18 protein-coding genes are annotated in these 17,920 nt (G+C 69.7%); 6 read left to right on the top strand and 12 right to left on the bottom strand.

Translation table 11 applies throughout. From position 1 onward, the window contains the following. The first annotated feature begins 21 nt into the window (after positions 1-21). The 4 genes from NLI01S_RS15280 to NLI01S_RS15265 all read left to right on the top strand — a co-directional run bounded on the left by NLI01S_RS15280 (position 22) and on the right by NLI01S_RS15265 (position 2,811). A complete protein-coding gene (locus NLI01S_RS15280; protein ID WP_067604928.1) occupies positions 22-576 on the top strand; it encodes a GNAT family N-acetyltransferase in 555 nt (184 codons plus the stop codon). Between the two features lie 90 nt (positions 577-666). After that, complete coding sequence (locus tag NLI01S_RS15275; RefSeq protein WP_067604976.1) at positions 667-1,539, top strand: 1,4-dihydroxy-2-naphthoate polyprenyltransferase; 873 nt, start codon at positions 667-669, stop codon at positions 1,537-1,539. 19 nt (positions 1,540-1,558) lie between these two features. Then, the gene (locus tag NLI01S_RS15270; protein WP_067604926.1) at positions 1,559-2,053 is read left to right on the top strand and encodes an NUDIX domain-containing protein; all 495 of its coding nucleotides are present in this window, start codon (positions 1,559-1,561) and stop codon (positions 2,051-2,053) included. 74 nt (positions 2,054-2,127) lie between these two features. Continuing rightward, a complete protein-coding gene (locus NLI01S_RS15265) occupies positions 2,128-2,811 on the top strand; it encodes a class I SAM-dependent DNA methyltransferase (protein ID WP_067604924.1) in 684 nt (227 codons plus the stop codon). Between the two features lie 47 nt (positions 2,812-2,858). Here the strand turns inward: NLI01S_RS15265 and NLI01S_RS15260 are convergent, their stop codons facing one another. The 12 genes from NLI01S_RS15260 to NLI01S_RS15200 form a co-directional block, all read right to left on the bottom strand. Beyond that, positions 2,859-3,218, bottom strand: coding sequence for a type II toxin-antitoxin system HicB family antitoxin (locus NLI01S_RS15260; protein WP_067604921.1), 360 nt, complete (start codon positions 3,216-3,218; stop codon positions 2,859-2,861). 374 nt (positions 3,219-3,592) lie between these two features. Continuing rightward, entirely contained in the window at positions 3,593-4,336 is a 744-nt protein-coding gene (gene dapB / locus NLI01S_RS15250; protein WP_084392620.1) for a 4-hydroxy-tetrahydrodipicolinate reductase, read from the bottom strand. Between the two features lie 73 nt (positions 4,337-4,409). Continuing rightward, entirely contained in the window at positions 4,410-5,384 is a 975-nt protein-coding gene (gene egtD / locus NLI01S_RS15245) for an L-histidine N(alpha)-methyltransferase (protein WP_067604918.1), read from the bottom strand. A 24-nt stretch (positions 5,385-5,408) separates the two neighbouring features. Continuing rightward, on the bottom strand, positions 5,409-6,188 hold the full coding sequence (gene egtC, locus NLI01S_RS15240) for an ergothioneine biosynthesis protein EgtC (protein WP_067604916.1): 780 nt from the start codon (positions 6,186-6,188) through the stop codon (positions 5,409-5,411). After that, entirely contained in the window at positions 6,188-7,540 is a 1,353-nt protein-coding gene (egtB, locus tag NLI01S_RS15235; protein WP_067604914.1) for an ergothioneine biosynthesis protein EgtB, read from the bottom strand. The genes egtC and egtB overlap by 1 nt, the downstream gene beginning before the upstream one ends. Beyond that, a complete protein-coding gene (gene egtA, locus NLI01S_RS15230; protein WP_067604912.1) occupies positions 7,537-8,829 on the bottom strand; it encodes an ergothioneine biosynthesis glutamate--cysteine ligase EgtA in 1,293 nt (430 codons plus the stop codon). The genes egtB and egtA overlap by 4 nt, the downstream gene beginning before the upstream one ends. Positions 8,830-9,023: 194 nt before the next feature. After that, positions 9,024-9,977: an arylamine N-acetyltransferase family protein gene (locus NLI01S_RS15225; RefSeq protein WP_067604975.1), complete on the bottom strand. Its 954-nt coding sequence runs from the start codon at positions 9,975-9,977 to the stop codon at positions 9,024-9,026. A gap of 128 nt (positions 9,978-10,105) precedes the next feature. After that, the gene (locus NLI01S_RS15220) at positions 10,106-11,179 is read right to left on the bottom strand and encodes an ABC transporter ATP-binding protein (RefSeq protein WP_067604910.1); all 1,074 of its coding nucleotides are present in this window, start codon (positions 11,177-11,179) and stop codon (positions 10,106-10,108) included. After that, positions 11,176-12,225 (bottom strand): ABC transporter ATP-binding protein, encoded by a 1,050-nt coding sequence (locus tag NLI01S_RS15215; protein ID WP_067604908.1) that lies wholly within the window; start codon positions 12,223-12,225, stop codon positions 11,176-11,178. The genes NLI01S_RS15220 and NLI01S_RS15215 overlap by 4 nt, the downstream gene beginning before the upstream one ends. Next, positions 12,222-13,172, bottom strand: coding sequence for an ABC transporter permease (locus NLI01S_RS15210; protein ID WP_067604906.1), 951 nt, complete (start codon positions 13,170-13,172; stop codon positions 12,222-12,224). Before NLI01S_RS15210 ends, NLI01S_RS15215 begins: the two co-directional genes overlap by 4 nt. Continuing rightward, positions 13,169-14,239 (bottom strand): ABC transporter permease, encoded by a 1,071-nt coding sequence (locus NLI01S_RS15205; RefSeq protein ID WP_067604904.1) that lies wholly within the window; start codon positions 14,237-14,239, stop codon positions 13,169-13,171. The genes NLI01S_RS15210 and NLI01S_RS15205 overlap by 4 nt, the downstream gene beginning before the upstream one ends. Beyond that, positions 14,236-16,074 (bottom strand): ABC transporter substrate-binding protein, encoded by a 1,839-nt coding sequence (locus NLI01S_RS15200; protein ID WP_067604902.1) that lies wholly within the window; start codon positions 16,072-16,074, stop codon positions 14,236-14,238. Before NLI01S_RS15200 ends, NLI01S_RS15205 begins: the two co-directional genes overlap by 4 nt. A gap of 247 nt (positions 16,075-16,321) precedes the next feature. Here NLI01S_RS15200 and NLI01S_RS15195 point away from each other — a divergent pair, with 247 nt between their 5' ends. Both NLI01S_RS15195 and NLI01S_RS15190 read left to right on the top strand, forming a co-directional pair. Further along, on the top strand, positions 16,322-17,035 hold the full coding sequence (locus NLI01S_RS15195; RefSeq protein WP_084392618.1) for a metal-dependent hydrolase: 714 nt from the start codon (positions 16,322-16,324) through the stop codon (positions 17,033-17,035). 198 nt (positions 17,036-17,233) lie between these two features. After that, a complete protein-coding gene (locus tag NLI01S_RS15190; RefSeq protein WP_067604899.1) occupies positions 17,234-17,893 on the top strand; it encodes an O-methyltransferase in 660 nt (219 codons plus the stop codon). Positions 17,894-17,920: the final 27 nt, after the last annotated feature.

The following is a 17,920-nucleotide window of genomic DNA, read 5'->3' as shown; positions in this document are numbered from 1 at the left end:
GGCCCCCAGAGGAGGCCCTTCGTGTCCAGTGCGCAGTTCGTCCGTCCCGCCCGTGCCGCCGACGTGGACACGGTGGTGGACCTTCAGGTGGCGTCGTGGCGTGCGCTGTACGGGGCGTTGCTGCCCGCCGAAGTGGCCGAGGAGATGGCCGGTGAGCAGGCCCGAGAGAGTTTCCGGGAGCAGTGGACGACGGCGTTGGAGTCGCCCCCCACCTCCAAGCACCGGTTGGTGGTGGCCACCGACGAGGTGGGCGGGGAACGCACGGTTGTGGGATTCGCCGCGTTCGGCCCGGCGGGCGATCCCGACCTGTGGCCGGCCAAGGACGCCGAACTGTTCGCCCTGCACGTGGACCCCGAACGGACGCGTCAGGGGCACGGCAGTCGACTGCTGAACGCGTGCGTGGACCACCTGGTGGAGGGTGGGTTCGGCACGGTGCAGGTGTGGGCCCCGGAGGAGGACAACGCGCTGAGGTCGTTCGTGGAGGCTTCGGGGTGGCGTGCCGACGGCGCCCGCCGGGAGATCGACATGGGCCGGCTGGTGCCCATGGTGCGGCTGCACGCGGCCATCTCCGAGTAGCGTTCGGGCCCGCTTCGAGCAGGGACTACCGTGGGGTGGTCGTTGCGGCGCGCCTAGGAGCGCCCTGTGTGGAAACTGGAGGACCGGCGCGTGGCCACGGTCAGTGAATGGGTCTCGGGGCTGCGCCCCCGCACGCTACCGAACTCGATCGTGCCGGTGGCGGTGGGCACCGCGTTGGCCTTCGCCCTGGACGGGTTCGTCTGGTGGAAGGCGCTGCTGGCGTTGGTGGTGTCGATGTCCCTGCAGGTGGGGGTGAACTTCGCCAACGACTACAGCGACGGGGTGAAGGGCACCGACACCGAGGAGCGGACCGGGCCCACCCGGTTGACCGCCTCCGGGCTGGCCACGCCCCGGCATGTCCTGGCGGCGGCTCTGGGGAGCTTCGCGTTCGCCGCTCTGGTGGGGCTGGTCCTGGTGGCGACCACCTCGTGGTGGCTGCTGTTGATCGGTGCGGCCGCGATCGCCGCCGCCTGGTACTACACCGGTGGCGGCAGCCCCTATGGATACAGGGGTCTGGGCGAGGTCTCGGTGTTCGTGTTCTTCGGCGTGGTGGCCGTGGTGGGCACCGTGTTCGTGCAATTGGAGGCGGCCCCCTGGCAGGCGTGGGTGGCCTCGGTGCCGGTCGGGTTGCTGTCCTGCTCGGTGCTGGTGATCAACAACCTGCGCGACATCCCCACCGACCGGGAGACCGGGAAGATCACCCTGGCGGTGCGTCTGGGCGAGACCGGCACCCGCCGTTTGTACGCGGGGATGATCGTCGGTTCGTTCGTGTTCGCGTTGGCCCTGCTGCCGCTGTCCTGGTGGGTGCCCCTGGTGCTGCCGGCGGGTCTCCTGGCCGTGTCACCGCTGCGCCGGGTGCTGGGCGGCCAGGTCGGCCGCGACCTGGTGCTGGGGCTGGGCGAGACCGGGAAGCTGCAAATGGTGTTCGGGGCGTTGTTCTCCATCGCCCTGCTCCTGGGATAGCGGGCCTATAGTCGCTCGGGTGAGAGAACTGAGCGAAGAGGACTTCTTCGCGTCCCTGCCGGCCACTCGTGGCTCGGCGGGGGCGCTCATCCGTTCGGTCGAGGGCGACGTACTGCTCGTACGGCGGGTGTACGCGCCCGATCGACCATGGGGTATCCCCGGCGGGATCATGGAAGCGGGCGAGTCGCCGCTGACGGCCTGTCTGCGTGAGGTCGCCGAGGAACTCGGGGTGCCCGCCTCACCCCGGGCCCTGTTGGTGACCGACTGGGCGCCGCCCGCACCACCGCGCACCCCGGCCCTGCACTGGTTGTTCCGGGTGGAGGTCTCCTCGGAGGAGTTCGTCCTGCCCGAGGAGGAGCTGTCCGGATGGGCCTGGGTACCACCGGAGAGGCTGGAGGAGTACCTGGTCGGTCGTTCGGCGCGCCGAATGATCGCCGGTGTCCACGTGGACGACCACTCCGGCGGACCGGTCTATCTGGAGGACGGACACCCCGTCCTGCCAGGGCGGACCTGAGCGTTCACCACATCGGACACGTGTCCGGCTAGGATTCGCCTCCCAACCCGCATCACCAGGGAGAGACCACCGCCGTGCCGAGTGACCACACAGACCAACGTGACCTCGCCCCGGACCCCGTAGCGTGGGCCGAACGACGCGCTGAGCAGGCCGAGGCCTTCGACGCCATCGGGGAACGCTACGAGGAGGCGTTCCCGAACAAGGAGGGCCAGGAGGACTGCGTCCGTCGACTACTGGACTCCCTCCCCCAAGGGGCGCACGTCCTGGACCTGGGTTCGGGCACCGGATTGCCGACCGCTCTGCAGCTGGTCAACGCCGGCGCCCGGGTGACCGGCTTCGAGATCTCCGAACGCATGCTGGAGCTGGCCCGCGAGAACGTTCCGGGGGCCGAGTTCCGCCAGGCCGACATCATGGACCTGGACCCGGTCGAGACCTCCTACGACGCCATCGTGGCGTTCTTCTCGCTGCTGTGCCTGCCCAAGGACCGCATTCCCCTGGCCCTGGGCCGCGTGCGCGCCTCCCTGGCCCCGGGCGGTCTGCTGTGCCTGTCCATGGTGGAGTCCGACCTCGACGACGAACCGATCCCGTTCCTTGGTTCGGCGATCCGCGTGTCGGGATATCCCCGCGACGAGCTGCGCGAGGTGGTCACCAACGCCGGTCTGATCATCGAGGACGAGCGCGTGGTCACCTTCGAGCCGAAGGACCCCGACGCCCGACCCGAGGTCCAGCTCTTCTACACCTGCCGCCGCGGCGCCTGAACACGTGATGGGGGCCGTCCACCGGGCGGCCCCGCACTCCTTCGGGGTCAGGTGGCGGAAACGGAGTCCGCGGTACCGGGACAGGCGGCCAGGCGCAACGCGGCCAGACGGTTCAGCGAGACGTTCTGTTCGGCCGCCTCGATCACCAACCGTCGATGCAGCTCCGGTGGAACACGCACCTGGAACTTGCCCGAGTAGTCACGCTCCGCGATGGGCCGGGGAGGTTCCTCACCCGATTCCACCATGTCTTCGATGGTGTCGGCGGCGAGCCTCCTGATGCCGTCGAATGCCTCACCTCCGGTGGGTTCGACCCAGGAGAGCGAGGGGAACTCGGCCACCGTCCCCACGAAGGCCTCGTCCTCAGCGGACCAACGGACCCGATAGGCGTAGTGCTCTGCTCCGTTCACCGGTATCCCTCCAACCTCTCGATGGCCACGAGTACCTGGCGCACCTGGTAGGCCTTGGCCTTTCCCCGGTCGTCCTGGATGTTCACCCTGGGGTCACCCGGCCAGGGCATCTTGTACACCTGATGCGAGGTGCCTCGTCTCCGAGGGGCACCGAAGAAGTGTTCGCATACCCTCGCCAGGTCCGAGACCCTGACCGATGTGGGCTGATTTCTCATCCCCGCAAGAATCTTGTCGATGCCGGCCACGCACCGAAAGTATCAATATTGATACTACCCGAGGGGCTCTTCGGGAAACCGGGACTGCGGGACTCGGCGCGGCGCCTGAACACGTGATGGGGGCCGCCCACCGGGCGGCCCCCATCGGAACGGCTGTGACTACTCCAGGCCCAGGAGGGGCTCCAAGCCCAGCGTCAGGGGGTCGGGCAGGTCCGCCGCTCGGCGTACGCCGAGCAGGACACCCGGCATGAACGAGGTGCGGTTCATCGAGTCGTGGCGGATCTTCAAGGTCTCGCCGTCGGTGCCGAAGACCACTTCCTGGTGGGCGATCAGACCCTGGACGCGCAGCGCGTGGACGCGGACACCCTCCACGTCGGCGCCGCGGGCACCCGGGATCTCGGAGGTGGTGGCGTCCGGCATCGGCGCGGTGCCGGCCTCGCGGCGGGCCTCGGCGACCAGCTCGGCGGTCCGGTAGGCCGTACCGCTGGGCGCGTCGGCCTTGTTCGGGTGGTGCAGCTCGATGATCTCGGTGGAGTCGAAGTAGGGCGCGGCCTTCTTCGCGAAGTGCATCATCAGCACCGCGGCGATGCCGAAGTTGGGGGCGATGAGCACCTTCGCACCCGGTTTCGCGGCCTGCATCTCGCGGACGCTCGCCAGCTTCGTCTCGTCGAAGCCGCTGGTGCCGACGACGGCGTGGACGCCGTTGTCGATCAACCACCGAAGGTTGTCCATCACCACGTCGGGGTGGGTGAAATCGACGACGTAGTCGGCCCCCAGCACCGCGTCACGATCGTCGCCGGCGTCCACGCCCGCGACGAGTTCCATGTCGTCGGCGGCCTGAACCGCTTTGACGACCTCTGACCCCATGCGCCCATCGGCGCCGAAAACTCCTACCTTGAACACGGGACGAGCGTACCGGAGTCCAGGTGCCGGGGCCGTAGCGCGGTGTCGGCGCGGTGCGCGGTCGCCGGGTGGTTCAGCGGGCGGTGGACAGGTTGAGGGAGAAGTCCCCGGCCGGGTCGGTCCACCAGTGGGTGAGGGTGAAACCGGCGGAGTCCAGTTCCTCGGTGAGCCCTTCGCGACGGAACTTGGCGGAGATCTCGGTGCGCATCTCCTCTCCGGGCGCGAAGTCGACCTCCAGGTCGAGGTCGACCACCCGGACTCGCTGGTGGGAACGGGCGCGCAGACGCATCTCGATCCACTCGTGTTCGGCGTTCCACACGGCCAGGTGGTCGAAGGCCGTCGGGTCGAAGTCCCCGCCCAGTCGCCGATTGATCACCGACAGGACGTTGCGATCGAAGGCCGCGGTGACGCCCTGGGCGTCGTCGTAGGCGGCGACCAGGCGCGCCGGGTCCTTGACCAGGTCGGCGCCGAGCAGGAGCGTGTCGCCCGGGTCGAGGGCGCCGCGCACGTCGCGCAGGAACCCGGCGCGTTCGGCGGGCGCCTGGTTGCCGATGGTGGAGCCCAGGACGGCCAGCAGACGACGCCCGTCGTGGTCGTTGACCGGCAGCAGACCGAGGTGGTGTTCGAAGTCACCGACCACGGCGTGTACGTCCAGGTCGGGGTGGTCGTCGGCGACGCGCCGGGCGGAGTCGGCGAGGAAGTCACCGCTGACGTCGACGGGTACGAAGCGTTTCAGGGAGCCGTGGCGGCGCAGGGCGTCGAGCAGCAGCCTGGTCTTGACCCCCGAGCCGGATCCGAGCTCGATGAGGGTGACGGCGTCGGCGCTTTGGGCGATCTCGTCGGAGCGCCGTTCGAGGATGCCGCGTTCGGCGCGGGTCGGGTAGTACTCGGGCAGCCGGGTGATGTCCTCGAACAGGGAACTGCCGTGTTCGTCGTAGAACCACTTGGGCGGGAGCCGTTTGGGGTGGGTGGTGAGACCTTCGGCGACGTCGGCGCGCAACGCCTTGTCGAGGTCGTCCGCGGTGAGGTTTCTGTCGATCCGGAACATGCTGCCTCCTATTTCCCGTACCCGTCAGCCGAGTGGCCGGATGTCGGTGTGTTCCCGGGTGGCGACCACCACGGACTCATCGGGGACTTCCCGCCAGCCGCGTCCGTCGTCGAAGGGCTCGGAGGCCAGGAAGACCTCGTCGCCTTCCCCCTCCGCACGCCCTGGCCGACGCAGGGTGAACAGGGTGTCCCCGGCGGCCGTGCCGACGATCGCCGAGCCGTCCCCGACCAGCAGGTTGTAACGGCCCTCGGAGTGTTCGCGGGCCTGGCGCACCACGGCGGCCAGGGTCCCCGGCAGGTCGCCGGAGGCCCGCCACAGCCGCAGCGTGTGCGCGAACAGCGGGGCCGAGTCCACCGGGGATCGGGCGTCCAGCGCCCCGCGGGGCAGCGGGGCACCGAGTGCGGCGGCCACCGCCTCATCGTCCTTGACGGCCCCGTTGTGGCTGAACAGCAGGTGCTCCGCCCGGAAGGGCTGGGCACCGGATTCCTCGGATCCGAAACCGATGGTGGCGTCGCGTACGGCCGCGACCACGCACCCGGAGGTGACGGCGCGGGCCACGTCGGCGAAGGAGGAGTCACCCCAGATCGGCATGGCCCTCCGGTAGCGCAAGGGCGGCGCGGGTTCTTCGGTCTCCTCCGTCCCGAACCCCGGCGGATACCAACCGACACCGAACCCGTCGGCGTTGACGGTGCCGTGCCGTTGGTGGCGGGGCGCCCAGGACTGGACGAACAACGAGTGGGGCGGTGCGTACAACAGCTCGTGCAGCGTGCGCGGTGGTCCCAGGTAGGCGAGATGACGGCACATCAGGCGCGGTCCACGTCACGTGCGCAACGGAAGCCGCTGAAGATCTGCCGTCGGATCGGATGGTCCCAGTTGCGGAAGGTGGAGCGCACGGCGGTGGGGTGGGTGGCCCAGGAGCCCCCTCGCAGCACCTTGTAGCCGTCGTCGAAGAAGACCTCCGAGTACTCCGCGTAGGGGAAGGCGTGGAAACCCGGGTAGCCGTAGAAGGTGGTGGAGGTCCACTCCCACACGTCCCCGATGAGCTGACGCACCCCCAGCGCGGAGGCACCGTCGGGGCCGGACCCCACAGGCGTGGGACCGAGCCTGCGTCGACCGAGGTTGGCGTGGCGCGGTTCGGGATCGGCGTCGCCCCAGGGGAAGCGGTGGGAGCGCCCGGTGGCGGGGTCGTACCGGGCCGCCTTCTCCCACTCCGCCTCGGTGGGCAGCCTCTTGCCGGCCCAGCGCGCATAGGCCTCGGCCTCGTGGAAGCTCACGTGCTGGACGGGCTCGTTCGGCGGTACGTGCTCATGGCGGCCGAAGCGGCGTCGGGTCCAGAGACCGTTCTCCAAGGCCCAAAAGGCCGGGGCCACAACCTCCCGCCGCGTTCGCCACTCCCAGCCCTCCCGGCTCCACCAGCGGGGATCGAGGTAGCCGCCATCGGCGATGAACTCCTGGTAGGCGGCGTTGCTCACGGGGGTGGTGTCGATCCAGAACGCGGGCAGGTCGACCGTACGCGCGGGGCGTTCGTTGTCGAAGGACCACGGGTCGTCGTCGGTACCCAGGGTGAAGGGGCCGCCCGGGACCAGGACCTCCCGGGACGCCGGCGCAACCACCGACGCGAGTGCGGGTGCTTCCTCGAGCAGGACGGGAGCACCACGACGCAACTGGTGGGTGGCGAGCATGGTCTCTCCGTGCATGAACTCGTGCTGGATGACCATGTGGAAGATGAAACCCGCCTCCAGCAGGGAGTGCTCCGAGGGAGCGGCCGGCCCGGACGTCGGCGGGGCCCCGGACAAGTCGGCGCCGTCCAGGGTATCGAGGACCTCCCTCCGCACCCGCGAGTTGTACTCGCTCGCCTCGTCCGGACGCAGCAGCGGCAAGGTGACCCGCTCCGCGCGCGGGTTCTCGAAGGCGTCGTAGAGGCCGTCGATGTCCGGGCGCAGTGCCTCGCGGCGACCGGCGGCCCGGAGCAGCCACTGCTCCTCGTAGTTACCGACATGCGCCAGGTCCCAGACCAGGGGCGACATCAACGGAGAGTGCTGTGCGAGCAGTTCGGCCTCGTCGAGCGCTTCGATGGTCAGTTCGTTGCTGTACCTCCTGCTGCGGTCGAGTTCGGCGGCGATGCGTTCCTTGGCGCGTTCCTGTTCCAGGCTCATGACGAACCTCCACGGTGGGCGAGGCTCCGGCGCGCGGTGGCCGCCGAGTCGGCGGGTCGCGCTGCGGGCACCTGCAGAGCGGTGTCGGCGGGGCACAGTCCTCGCCGGACGTAGTGGTCGGCGTATTCGTCGACGAGTGCGGCCAGCGCGACCGCGCCCATGCGGGGCAGGGCCTCCGTGGCGGCGTCGAAGCAGGTCCGCGCGCACGCGGCGACCTCGGCGTCCTCAGGGCCCAGCCGGGCGGAGCGCAACCACAGCGCGGGTGTGGGAGCGGTTCCCTGGCACAGGCGCTCGGCGGCCTCCTCGGCGGTGGCCCTGGCCCGTGGGTCGTCGGTCAGGGCGGCGGCGAGCGCCACCGGCACCGGCCACCAGCGCAGGGGCACGGTGTCGATCATGCGCAGTTCCCACCAGCCTCGAGGGCGTATGGGTGGGAACAGGGTGCTCAGGTGGAATTCCAGGTCGGTGGGGGTCACCGGGCGCGGCCCCCGCCCGTCGATCCAGTCGGCCAGGGTGATCCCGGGATCGGCGGTCCAGGTGCCTCCTCCGCCCGGGAACTCGGAGATGGACATCACCCTCGCGTTCAGGGCGTACTCGGCCCAGGCCGTGGCCGGGTCGGCGTCGGTGCCTGCGCCGGGTTCCAGCACGGGCCGGGTTCGGGTGGCGTCGGCGGCCGCCCAGATGGCCCACCGGGAGGACTTCCAGCCGGTGGGACGGCCTCGCCAGACGGCCGAGTTGGCGAAGGCGGCGACCAGGACGGGGCCGAGACGGTGCAGGAACCGCCAGCGCCCGCGGACGTCGGCGGCGTCGGCTCCGTTGTCCAGGCACACCTGGATGGAAGCGGAGCTGCACATCATGGTGCGGCCACTGGCATGGCGGTGCCGGTCGAAGAAATGCTCCATCGCCGTGTAACGAGGAGATCGGAGCTGTCGTTCGGGCGGTCGTACGGGATCGAGCGCGGTCTCGGCCAGGTGCAGTCCGGCGCCCGCGAGGGCCTTCTCGATGTGCCGCAGGTCGACCGAGAGAGCCTCGTGGGTCTGGGCCGGCCCCGGCGACACCGGTGAGCTGAGCTCGATCTGGCCGCCCGGTTCGAAGGTGATCCGGCTTCCCGCGGGCGGGGGGCCGCAGGCCTCCACGAGCTCCGCGAGGTGTTCGATGGTGACGGGTGCGGTGGGTCGTTCGGGGTCGGTGACCAGCCATTCGGTCTCGGCCCCGACCTTGCCGGGAGGGCCGGTCTTGAAACAGATCCCGTTGACGTACTCGTGAACGTCTTCCGTGGTCATGTGCGGCATGGGTTGACTCCCTCGGAGTGGCACCTCAAGGGTCCTGCCCGCAGCGCCGCGACGGTGAACATGTGCGATCACCCCAACCGGTTCGGGGAAGGCCGACGAGTGGACCGACACCTCGTCGGCACACCCGCCTGCCACACACTTCTCGCGTAGGAGGCCTCGGCTTCCGCCCCCGCACACATGAAATGTGATGTGAGTCACACACCAAGGAAGCCGCGCACCCGTTCCTCGACCGCACCGCGTTCTCCCTGGTCAAGACGGATGTCGAAGACCTCGCGCAACACCTCTCCCAGCTCCTCCACCCGCAACTCGCGCACCTCCTGTTCCGGCCCGACGCCCGAGTCCTTCCGGTCCCTACCGACCCGCTCCACCGTCAGGGTCGTGTCGGTCAGGGAGTACCGGGTACCGCCGATGGTCCGTGCGGCCATCATCCGACTCCGGAACGGCGAACGCGGGTGGGTGGTGAGGTAGTGGCTGAAGATCGCGTAGTCCTGCGGCAGGTTCCCGGCCGTGGTGAAGGAGTACAGGTTCCGCCACTCCTTCCCGTCGAAGGAACGCAGCAGCCACTCTTCCTCCCCCACCTCCGAGATCCGGTCCAGACGCAGGTCCCAACCGTCCTGGGAGGTCTGGTGTCCGTCCACGAAGGGGAAGGGCTCCAGCAGCCCTCCGCCGCCGAAACCGACGTCCACCAGCCACGGCGAGCCGTCCTGTTCCACCTTCAGCAGGGCGTGGGTGGAGGGGCGGGGCCGCCCGTCGCCGCCCGCCAGGACCCGTGCGCTGAACGCGGTGAGCGTGAACCCGAGCCGGTCCAGGGCCGCGGCCAGCAGCAGGTTCTGTTCGTAGCAGTAACCGCCCCGGTGGTGGTGGACCATCTTGTCCGTCAGCGACGGCACGTCCAGCGGGATCGGGCGGTCGAGCAGTAACCGGAGGTTCTCGAAGGGGATCGCGGCCAGGTGGGCGCGGTGCACCGCGGTCAGGGTGTGCAGGGTGGGCGGCAGGTCACCGGACAGACCGAGCCGGTCCAGGTAGGCGCCCACATCCAGCTCCGACCCGTGCCAGAAGTCGCGATCGGTGAACACGGGCGGGGGCGGTGGGGCGGTTCCGGGTCCCGAGGTCGAAGGCTCGTTCGTGGTGTTCTTCGTGGTCGCCATGCCCATGCCAACGGCCCCCACCACAACGCTGTTCCGTCTCGGCGCGCTCTCCCCCGGCCGCAACCGGTCAGGGGACAAGGTGTGGAACCCCGAATCCCGGAGACGTCCACGGTCAGCGGTCCAGTGGGTCAGGTGGACCGCTCGGGCAGGCGACCGGACTCGTCGGCGGCCGCCCAGTGGCAGGCCACGCGACGCTCGGCCCCGCCGCTCAGGATCGCCGGGTCCACGCTCACGCACCGGTCGGCCACCCCCGCCCGCTCGGCCTCCCCGGAGGCCAGGACCGGACAGCGCGGGTGGAAACGGCACCCCGAGGGCACATGCTCGGGGTCCGGTGGCTCACCGCTGAGCACCACCGGCCCCTCCGCCACACCGGAGTCGGGCAGCACCGACAGCAGGGCGCGCGTGTACGGGTGCGCGGGCGAGGACAGCACCTCCTCCACCGTGCCCAGTTCCACCACCCGGCCCAGGTACATCACGGCCACCCGGTCGGCGATGTTCCAGGCCAGACCGAGGTCGTGTGTGGCCACCAGGGCGGACAACCCCAGTTCGTCGCGCAGCTCCAACAGCAGTCGCAGGATCTCGCCGCGCACCGAGGCGTCCAGGGACGCCACCGGTTCGTCGGCCACCAGCACCTCGGGCTCCAGGATCAGGGCGCCGGCGATCACCACGCGCTGGCGCTGGCCTCCCGACAACTCGTGCGGATAGCGCGAGAGGAAGCGTTCGGGCGGGCGCAGACCGGCGTGGGACAGCGCGCGTTCCACTCGTTCCAGCTCGTCGACCGTGGTCCCCTCGTGAACACGAAGCCCCTCGACCACCGACTCGTACACGGTGCGCCTCGGGTTCAGCGAACCCATCGGGTCCTGCTGCACGAGCTGCACCCGACGCCGGTAGGACCGCAGGTCACGGGAGCGGTAGCGCAGCGGATCCCCCTCGAACAACACCCGGCCGGCGGTGGGCCGTTCCAACCCGAGGAGCGTGCGGGCCAGGGTGGTCTTGCCACAGCCGGACTCCCCGACCAGGGCCACGATCTCCCCCGGCGCCACGTCCAGGTGAACGCCGTCCACCGCACGGGCGGTGCCCCGTCCACCGCCGGGGGCGAACCCGGCGGTGAAGGCCACCTCCACGGAGTCGGCCCGCAGGATGGGCGGTGTCCGCGCCTCGGCGTCGGCGGAGGGCGGGCGGGGGGCGGTGTCGGCGCTCAACGGCTCGTCTCCTCTGTGCTGGTCTCCCCGGTCGGGTCGACGCTCTCGCTCTCCTTCGAGGGCGATCCCGGTCCCACGTGCACGCACGCCGCGTGCCGGTCGGCGTGCCCGTCGGCGCCGGAATGGACCGGCCACAGTGGTGGGTCCACGGTGGCGCACACCGACTCGGCCACCGCGCAGCGCGGTCGGAAGACGCAGCCCGACGGCGGGTCGGCCGGGTCGGGCGGGTCACCCGGCAGGCCGCGTGGGGCCAGTCGGGAGGCGGGGTCTCCGATCTTGGGAAAGGCTGCGCTGAGCGCGCTCGCGTACGGGTGGGCGGGCCGATGCACCACGTCTCGCGCCGGGCCCTCCTCCACGATCCGACCGGCGTACATGACCGCGACCCGGTCACAGGTGGCGGCCAGCACGGACAGGTCGTGGCTGATCATCAGCATGCCGATGCCGGTCTCCTCGACCAGCCCGCGCAGCAACGCGAGGATCTGCGCCTGGATCATGACGTCCAGCGCGGTGGTGGCCTCGTCGGCGATGATCAGACGCGGCTCACAGGCCAGCGCCATCGCGATCATCACCCGCTGGCGTTGTCCCCCGGACAGTCGGTGGGGGTGGTCCTGGGCGCGGGAGGCGGGCAGGCCCACCTGTTCGAGGAGTTCGGTGACCCGGGCACCGACCCGGTCCGGTTTCACGGTCCGATGCAGCAGGAGGGGTTCGGCGACCTGATCGCCGATCCGCTTGACCGGGTTGAGGGAGTGCATGGCCCCCTGGAAGACCACCGAGGCGCCGACCCAGCGCACGGCGCGCAGGCGTCCCCACTTCATCTCCAGGACGTTCTCGCCCTCCAACAGGACGTCCCCGGTGACACGCGCGGTGGACGGAAGCAGGCGCAGCAACGCCAGGGCCACGGTGGACTTGCCGCTGCCGGACTCCCCCGCCACACCGAGGGTGTCACCGCGGTCCAGGGACAGGTTCACGCCGCGCACCGCGGGGATCCCGCCCCCGCCGGTAGCGTAGGTGACGCGCAGGTCCCGGACGTCGAGAAGGCCGCTCACCCGGCTCCGCCCCTCAGACGTGGGTTGATGACGGACTCGACCGCGCGCCCGCACAGGGTGAAGGACAGCGCGACCACGGCGATGGCCAGCCCGGGCGGGACGATGTACCACCAGATCCCGGCGCTGATCGCCCCTGAGGTGCGTGCGGCCTGGAGGATGCCACCCCAGGAGATGGTGGTGGGGTCGCCCATCCCCAGGAAGGCGAGGGTGGACTCGGCGATGATCGAGGTCGCCACCAACAGCGTGGTCTGGGCGAGCACCACAGGCATCACGTTCGGCAGCACGTGCCAGCCCATGACGTGGGCGTGACCGCCGCCCAGGGCACGGGCGCGTTCCACGTAGGGTCGGGCCTCCACCGCCAGTGTCTGGGCACGCACCAGTCGTGCGGTGGGCGGCCAGACGGTGAGCCCGATCGCGAGGACGATAGTGCCGGTGCCGCGCGGCAGCACCGCGGCCAGGGCCACCGCCAGGACCAGGGTGGGCAGTACCAGGAACCAGTCGGTGACGCGCATGATCACCGACGAGACCACCCGGCCGCCCACTCCGCCGGAGGAGCCGAAGTGACCGGCGGTGATCCCGGCCAGGGTGCCTAGGGTGACGGAGACGAACGTGGCCAGCAGACCGACCGTCAAAGACACGCGTGCGCCCCAGATGATCAGGTCCAGGATCGAACGGCCGAAGTTGTCGGTGCCCAGCGGGAACTCCGCGCTGGGCGGCTGGTGGCCGTCACCGGGCGCGCCGGTGATGGTCAAGTGCGCCTGGTCCACGAACAGGGGCGCGGTCAGGGCGAGCACGCCGATCGTGAGCAGCGAGGCCAGGCCGAACAGTCCGGCGCGGTTGCGCGCGTAGTCGCGGGCGAACCGGCCCAGGGCCTCAGCACGTCGTTTCCGGGCCAGGGCTCGGGGCGAGACCGCCGTGCCGGGCGTGGGTTCGGTGGGGGCGCTCATGGGCGCACCCGGGGGTCGAGCAGCGGATACACCAGGTCGGCCAAGAGGTTCATGAGGATCACCGAGGCCGCGAAGACCACGAACAGCCCTTGGACTAGGCCGAGGTCGGGGACTTCCAGGCCGGAGTAGAAGAGTTGGCCGAGGCCGGGCCAGGAGAAGACCGTCTCCACCAGGATCACCCCGGACACGACCTGTCCGAGGTTGAGGAAGATGAGGGTGACGGTGGGCAGCAGCGCGTTGGGCACCGCGTGCCTGCGCCTGACCAGGACGTCGCGCAGCCCCTTGGCGCGGGCGGTGGTCAGGTAGTCCGCCCCCTTCTCGTCCATGAGGGAGGAGCGCATGATCATCAGGTACTGGGCGTAGACCACCGCCACCATCGTGGTGACCGGAAGGACCATGTGCTGGGCGGTGCTCAGCGCCCGTTCCAGTGGGCCGGTCAGTCCCGGGTCGACCATGCCGCCGGTCGGGAACAGGCCGGGCATGAAGCCGCGGCCGGAGGCCAGCAGGACGATGAGGAGCAGGCCGAGCCAGAAGGTGGGCACCGACCAGAAGAACAGCGCGACGGCGGTGTTGACCCGGTCGCCGCGCCCGCCCGGGTTCCAGCCGGCGCGCGACCCCAGGAACAGACCGAGCAGCGCGGCGATGACCGTGCCGGTGCCGGCGAGCAGGATGGTCGGCCCCAGTCGTTCCAGGATGAGGTCGACGACCGGTTCGCGGTACTGGAATGACACGCCCAGGTCGAGGTGGAGCAGCCCTTCGGCGTAGTCGAGGAACTGCCGCCACAGGGGCTGGTCGAGGCCGAACTGGCGGCGCAGCTCCGCCCGTTGTTCGGCGGTGACCTCGCGTCCCTCCGTCATGGCGCGGACGGGATCGCCGGGCAGGATCCGGAAGAGGAAGAACCCGGCGACGATCACGGCGAACAGGGACACGACCGCGGTCATCAGGCGGCCGAACACGTAGGTGATCACCCGCCGTGCCCGGTGCCCTCCACCCGGGGGCGCCGGGGCGGGGAGTTCGCCGGCCCCCGCCCCGTCCGGTCCGTCCGCCTCGATGGGCGTGGTCGTCACTCGCGGTCCTCCACGGTGGAACGGTTGCGGAAGAACAGGAACGCGCCACCGGCGAGCAGGACGAGGACCACGACGCCGATACCGATGCCCACGCCGGTGGAGATCCCGCCGCCGTTCGCGTCGGATCCGCCTTCCGCGGGTTGGGCGGACCACCAGGCCCAGTAGCCGTCCTGGCCCCAGATGTTGCCGCCCTCGGTCGGCTCCAGCCGGATGCTCTCGATGTGGTCGGTCCGGTAGGCCTCCATGATGTTCGGGTAGGCCAGGACGTTGACCACGGCCTCCTCGTAGAGGATCTCCTGCATCTGGTGGACGATCTCGGCGCGGGCCTCGTGGTCGTACTCGCTCAGCTGCGCCTCGTAGAGCTCGTCGTAGTCCTCATCGCAGAAGTAGGCGTCGCCCTGCATGGTGCCCGGTTCGGTCGGCAGAGCGTCGCAGGTGTGGATGCTGAACACGTAGTCGGGATCGGGGTTGACCGTCCACCCCGTGAAGATGAGGTCGTACTCGGCGTCGTAGAGGGCGTCGCTCAGGATGCCCGGGTCGACGGTCCGGTTGTCGATCTCGATACCGATGTCGGCGAGGCGCTCGGCGATGACCTGTCCGGCCTGGACGTTGTCCGGGCGGTCGGAGTGCACGTGCATGCGCAGTTCGAGGCGGTCTCCGTCGGGTGAGACACGCACCCCGTCCTCGCCCCTGTCGTAGCCGGCCTCGTCGAGCATCTCGTTGGCGGCGTCCGGGTCGAAGTCGAGGATGGCCTCCTCGCCCTCGGGCGACCAGTGGAAGTCGGTGTAGCGCGGCGGGACGTAGCCGCCGGCCGCGACGGCCTGGCCATTGGCGCCCTGCTGGACGATCTCCTCGTTGTCGATGCCCATGACGATGGCCTGGCGCAGGGTCCGGTCCTGGAGCGCGGGATGTCCATCGCCGAACGCCTCACCGTCCTGGGTCTTCGCGCCCGGGTTGATAGTGAAGGCCTGGAACCGCTTGCCGTCGGCGATGTTGACCGCGATGTCGTCGGTCGCCTCCAGGGAGGTGACCTGAGCGTCGGTCAGTTCGTAGACGAAGGAGACCTCGCCGCTGCGCAGCGCCTCGACGGCGGCGTCCTTCTCGGAGTAGTAACGGAAGTACAGCTCATCGAAGCCGGCCGGGCCGCGCCAGTGGTCGGGGTTGGCCTCCAGACGGATGTGCTCCCCCCGGGAGTGCTCGGTGAGGGCGAAGGGTCCGCTGCCGACCGTGGGAAAGTCGTCGCCGGCGTAGTCGGAGAAGGCATCGCCCTCCTCCTCCACGATCGGTTCCCACACGTGCCGGGGCACGATCGGGACGTTGAGCGCGGTCATGGTGGCCTGGGGCTCGTCGAGTTCGATGACCACGGTCTGGTCGTCCTCGGCGGTGACCTCCTCGAACCCGGCGACGTAGTTGCCCGAGGCGATGGCCGCGGCGTCGTTCTCCATGATGGTGGTGAAGGTCCACGCGACGTCGTCGGCGGTGAGCTGCTCGCCGTCGGTGAAGAAGACGTCGTCACGGAGGTTGAAGGTCCAGGTCAGGCCATCACCGGAGGTGTCCCAGCTCTCCGCGAGGGAGGGCGCGGGCTCGTTGGTCTCCGGGTCGACCGTCACGATGCTGTCGTAGACGTGTCTGAGGATGTTGGTGGTGACGGCCAGCTGCGCCGTGAAGGGGTTGAACGAGTCCACCTGCTGGGAGATGGCCACGGTGAGGGTGTTCGCGTCGGTCTCTTCGGCCGCCGCGGGTACCGCGGCCAGCCCCCCGAGCAGGATCAGCGCGCCGGTGGAGGCCAGCGTCCGGCGAAGAAGGGCGCCGGTGGGAGGTGGGTGCTGTGTCATGACGGCCCCTGTCGGTTCATCGTGGGGTGGTGGCCTGGCCACCTGGGGGTGGTTGGTTGTCTACCAACAGGTTGTGATCAGCGTCAATCATCTCCGAGGTGAGGCGGGATATCGCAACACATTCGACTCCTACGGCGAGAATCAGGGTCGTTTCGCGGGACCGGAGTGACGAAAGGGCCCTCATCGGTCGACCGAAACCAGAACGTCGATTCGCGGCGAATAGAGGACTTCCGCTACGGTTCCCGCCATGATGGGGCACTCTCACGCACTGAGCGGCGTGGTCGGTTGGATGGCGGTCGTTCCGCTCGTCCAAGGCAAGGAATTCCTCGGTCTCAGTTTCGAACTGGGCCCGGGTGAGATCGTCGCCGGATCCTTGGTGTGCGCGGGGGCGGCCCTACTGCCCGACGTGGACCACAAGAGCGCGACGGTGACCAAGACCTACGGGAAGGTCACCGAAGTCCTCAGTGACATTCTGAACTGGGCCTTCGGCGGACACCGGATGGGAACGCATTCCTTCTTCTTCGCCGCGTTGATGGGTGTCCTGGTCACCTGCCTGGCCCTGTGGTCGGAACTGGCCGTCCAGGTGTTCGTGTTCCTGCTCATCGGTATCGCGCTCCAGGGGCTGGGTTTCGGCCTGGACAAGAACCGGGCGGCGTCGGGAATCATCAACGCCTTGGGCACCGCGGCGATCACCCTGGGCCTGTACGCGGCCGGCCTGAACTACACCTGGCTCGGCCTGGCGGTCGCCTTCGGCGTGATCCTGCACTTCTTCGGCGACATGATCACCAAGATGGGCGTCCCGATCTTCTGGCCGTTCTGGAAGAAGCGCATCGGACAGGGACGCGGTTTCGTCACCGACGGTCCCGTGGAGAAGAAGGTCGTCACCCCGCTGCTCACCATCGGCGTCGTCGTCGGGTCGATCTACCTCTTCGACTGGCCCACCCTGCTCCCCCAGCACTAGACCGTGCTTGTTCTGGGCCTCCGCCGGCGCTTCGGCCCGTGTTCGGGGCCTTCGCAGATGCTTCGGGCTTCGAACAACACGGCATCGTCGTCTACGCCCGCCCGTCACCCACCACCGACCCAACGGAGCGCTGACCCGTGTCAGCGCTCCCTCCCGTGGTCCTGGCCCGGGCGGGGACGGGGTTCTAGGGTTGCGAACGTGACTCGAACCTCAGAAGGCCTCACCCCGGAACTGCACTCCTACATCGTCGCCCACAGCGACCCGATCGACCCGGTCCTCGCGGACCTCTCCGAGGAGACCGCCCGGCTCTTCCCCGACCGCAAGGGCATGCAGATCGGACCCGAGCAGGGTGTGTTCACCACCCTGCTCACCCGGTTGTCCGGGGCCCGGAACGTGGTGGAGATCGGCACCTTCACCGGTTACTCCTCCATCTGTTTCGCCCGCGGGTTGCCCGACGACGGCACTCTCCTGGCGCTGGACATCAGCGAGGAGTGGACGTCGGTGGCCCGCCGCTACTGGGAGCGTGCCGGGGTCTCCGACAAGATCGAGCTGCGGATCGGACCGGCCTTGGAGTCCCTGCGCGCCCTGCCCGAGGACACCCGGTTCGACCTGGCGTTCCTGGACGCGGACAAGACCGGATACATCGATTACTGGGAGGAACTGGTCCCGCGAGTCCGCCCCGGCGGACTGCTCCTGGCCGACAACACCCTCTCCCACGGACGGGTGATCGACCCCGAGCAGACCGCGCCCCACGTGCAGGGCATCCGCGACTTCAACGACCGGTTGGTGTCCGACGACCGGGTCTCCCAGGTCCTGCTCCCCCTCGGTGACGGGCTCACCCTGGCTCGAAAGCTGTGACCCCGACCGGTGACCCGGTGTGGGTCG

It is taken from the genome of Nocardiopsis listeri NBRC 13360 (genome assembly GCF_001570765.1).
Classification (GTDB): Bacteria; Actinomycetota; Actinomycetes; order Streptosporangiales; family Streptosporangiaceae; genus Nocardiopsis; species Nocardiopsis listeri.
Note: the sequence above shows the minus strand (reverse complement) of the source record. Positions and strands in the feature narration are given on the sequence as shown.

Excerpts from the sequence above, each read along its gene's own strand:
- egtD (WP_067604918.1), bottom strand. The coding sequence starts at position 5,384 with ATGTTCCGGATCGACAGAAACCTCACCGCGGACGACCTCGACAAGGCG.
- NLI01S_RS15210 (WP_067604906.1), bottom strand. The coding sequence starts at position 13,172 with ATGAGCGCCCCCACCGAACCCACGCCCGGCACGGCGGTCTCGCCCCGA.
- NLI01S_RS15200 (WP_067604902.1), bottom strand. The coding sequence starts at position 16,074 with ATGACACAGCACCCACCTCCCACCGGCGCCCTTCTTCGCCGGACGCTG.
- egtC (WP_067604916.1), bottom strand. The coding sequence starts at position 6,188 with ATGTGCCGTCATCTCGCCTACCTGGGACCACCGCGCACGCTGCACGAG.
- egtA (WP_067604912.1), bottom strand. The coding sequence starts at position 8,829 with ATGCCGCACATGACCACGGAAGACGTTCACGAGTACGTCAACGGGATC.
- NLI01S_RS15195 (WP_084392618.1), top strand. The coding sequence starts at position 16,322 with ATGATGGGGCACTCTCACGCACTGAGCGGCGTGGTCGGTTGGATGGCG.
- egtB (WP_067604914.1), bottom strand. The coding sequence starts at position 7,540 with ATGAGCCTGGAACAGGAACGCGCCAAGGAACGCATCGCCGCCGAACTC.
- NLI01S_RS15225 (WP_067604975.1), bottom strand. The coding sequence starts at position 9,977 with ATGGCGACCACGAAGAACACCACGAACGAGCCTTCGACCTCGGGACCC.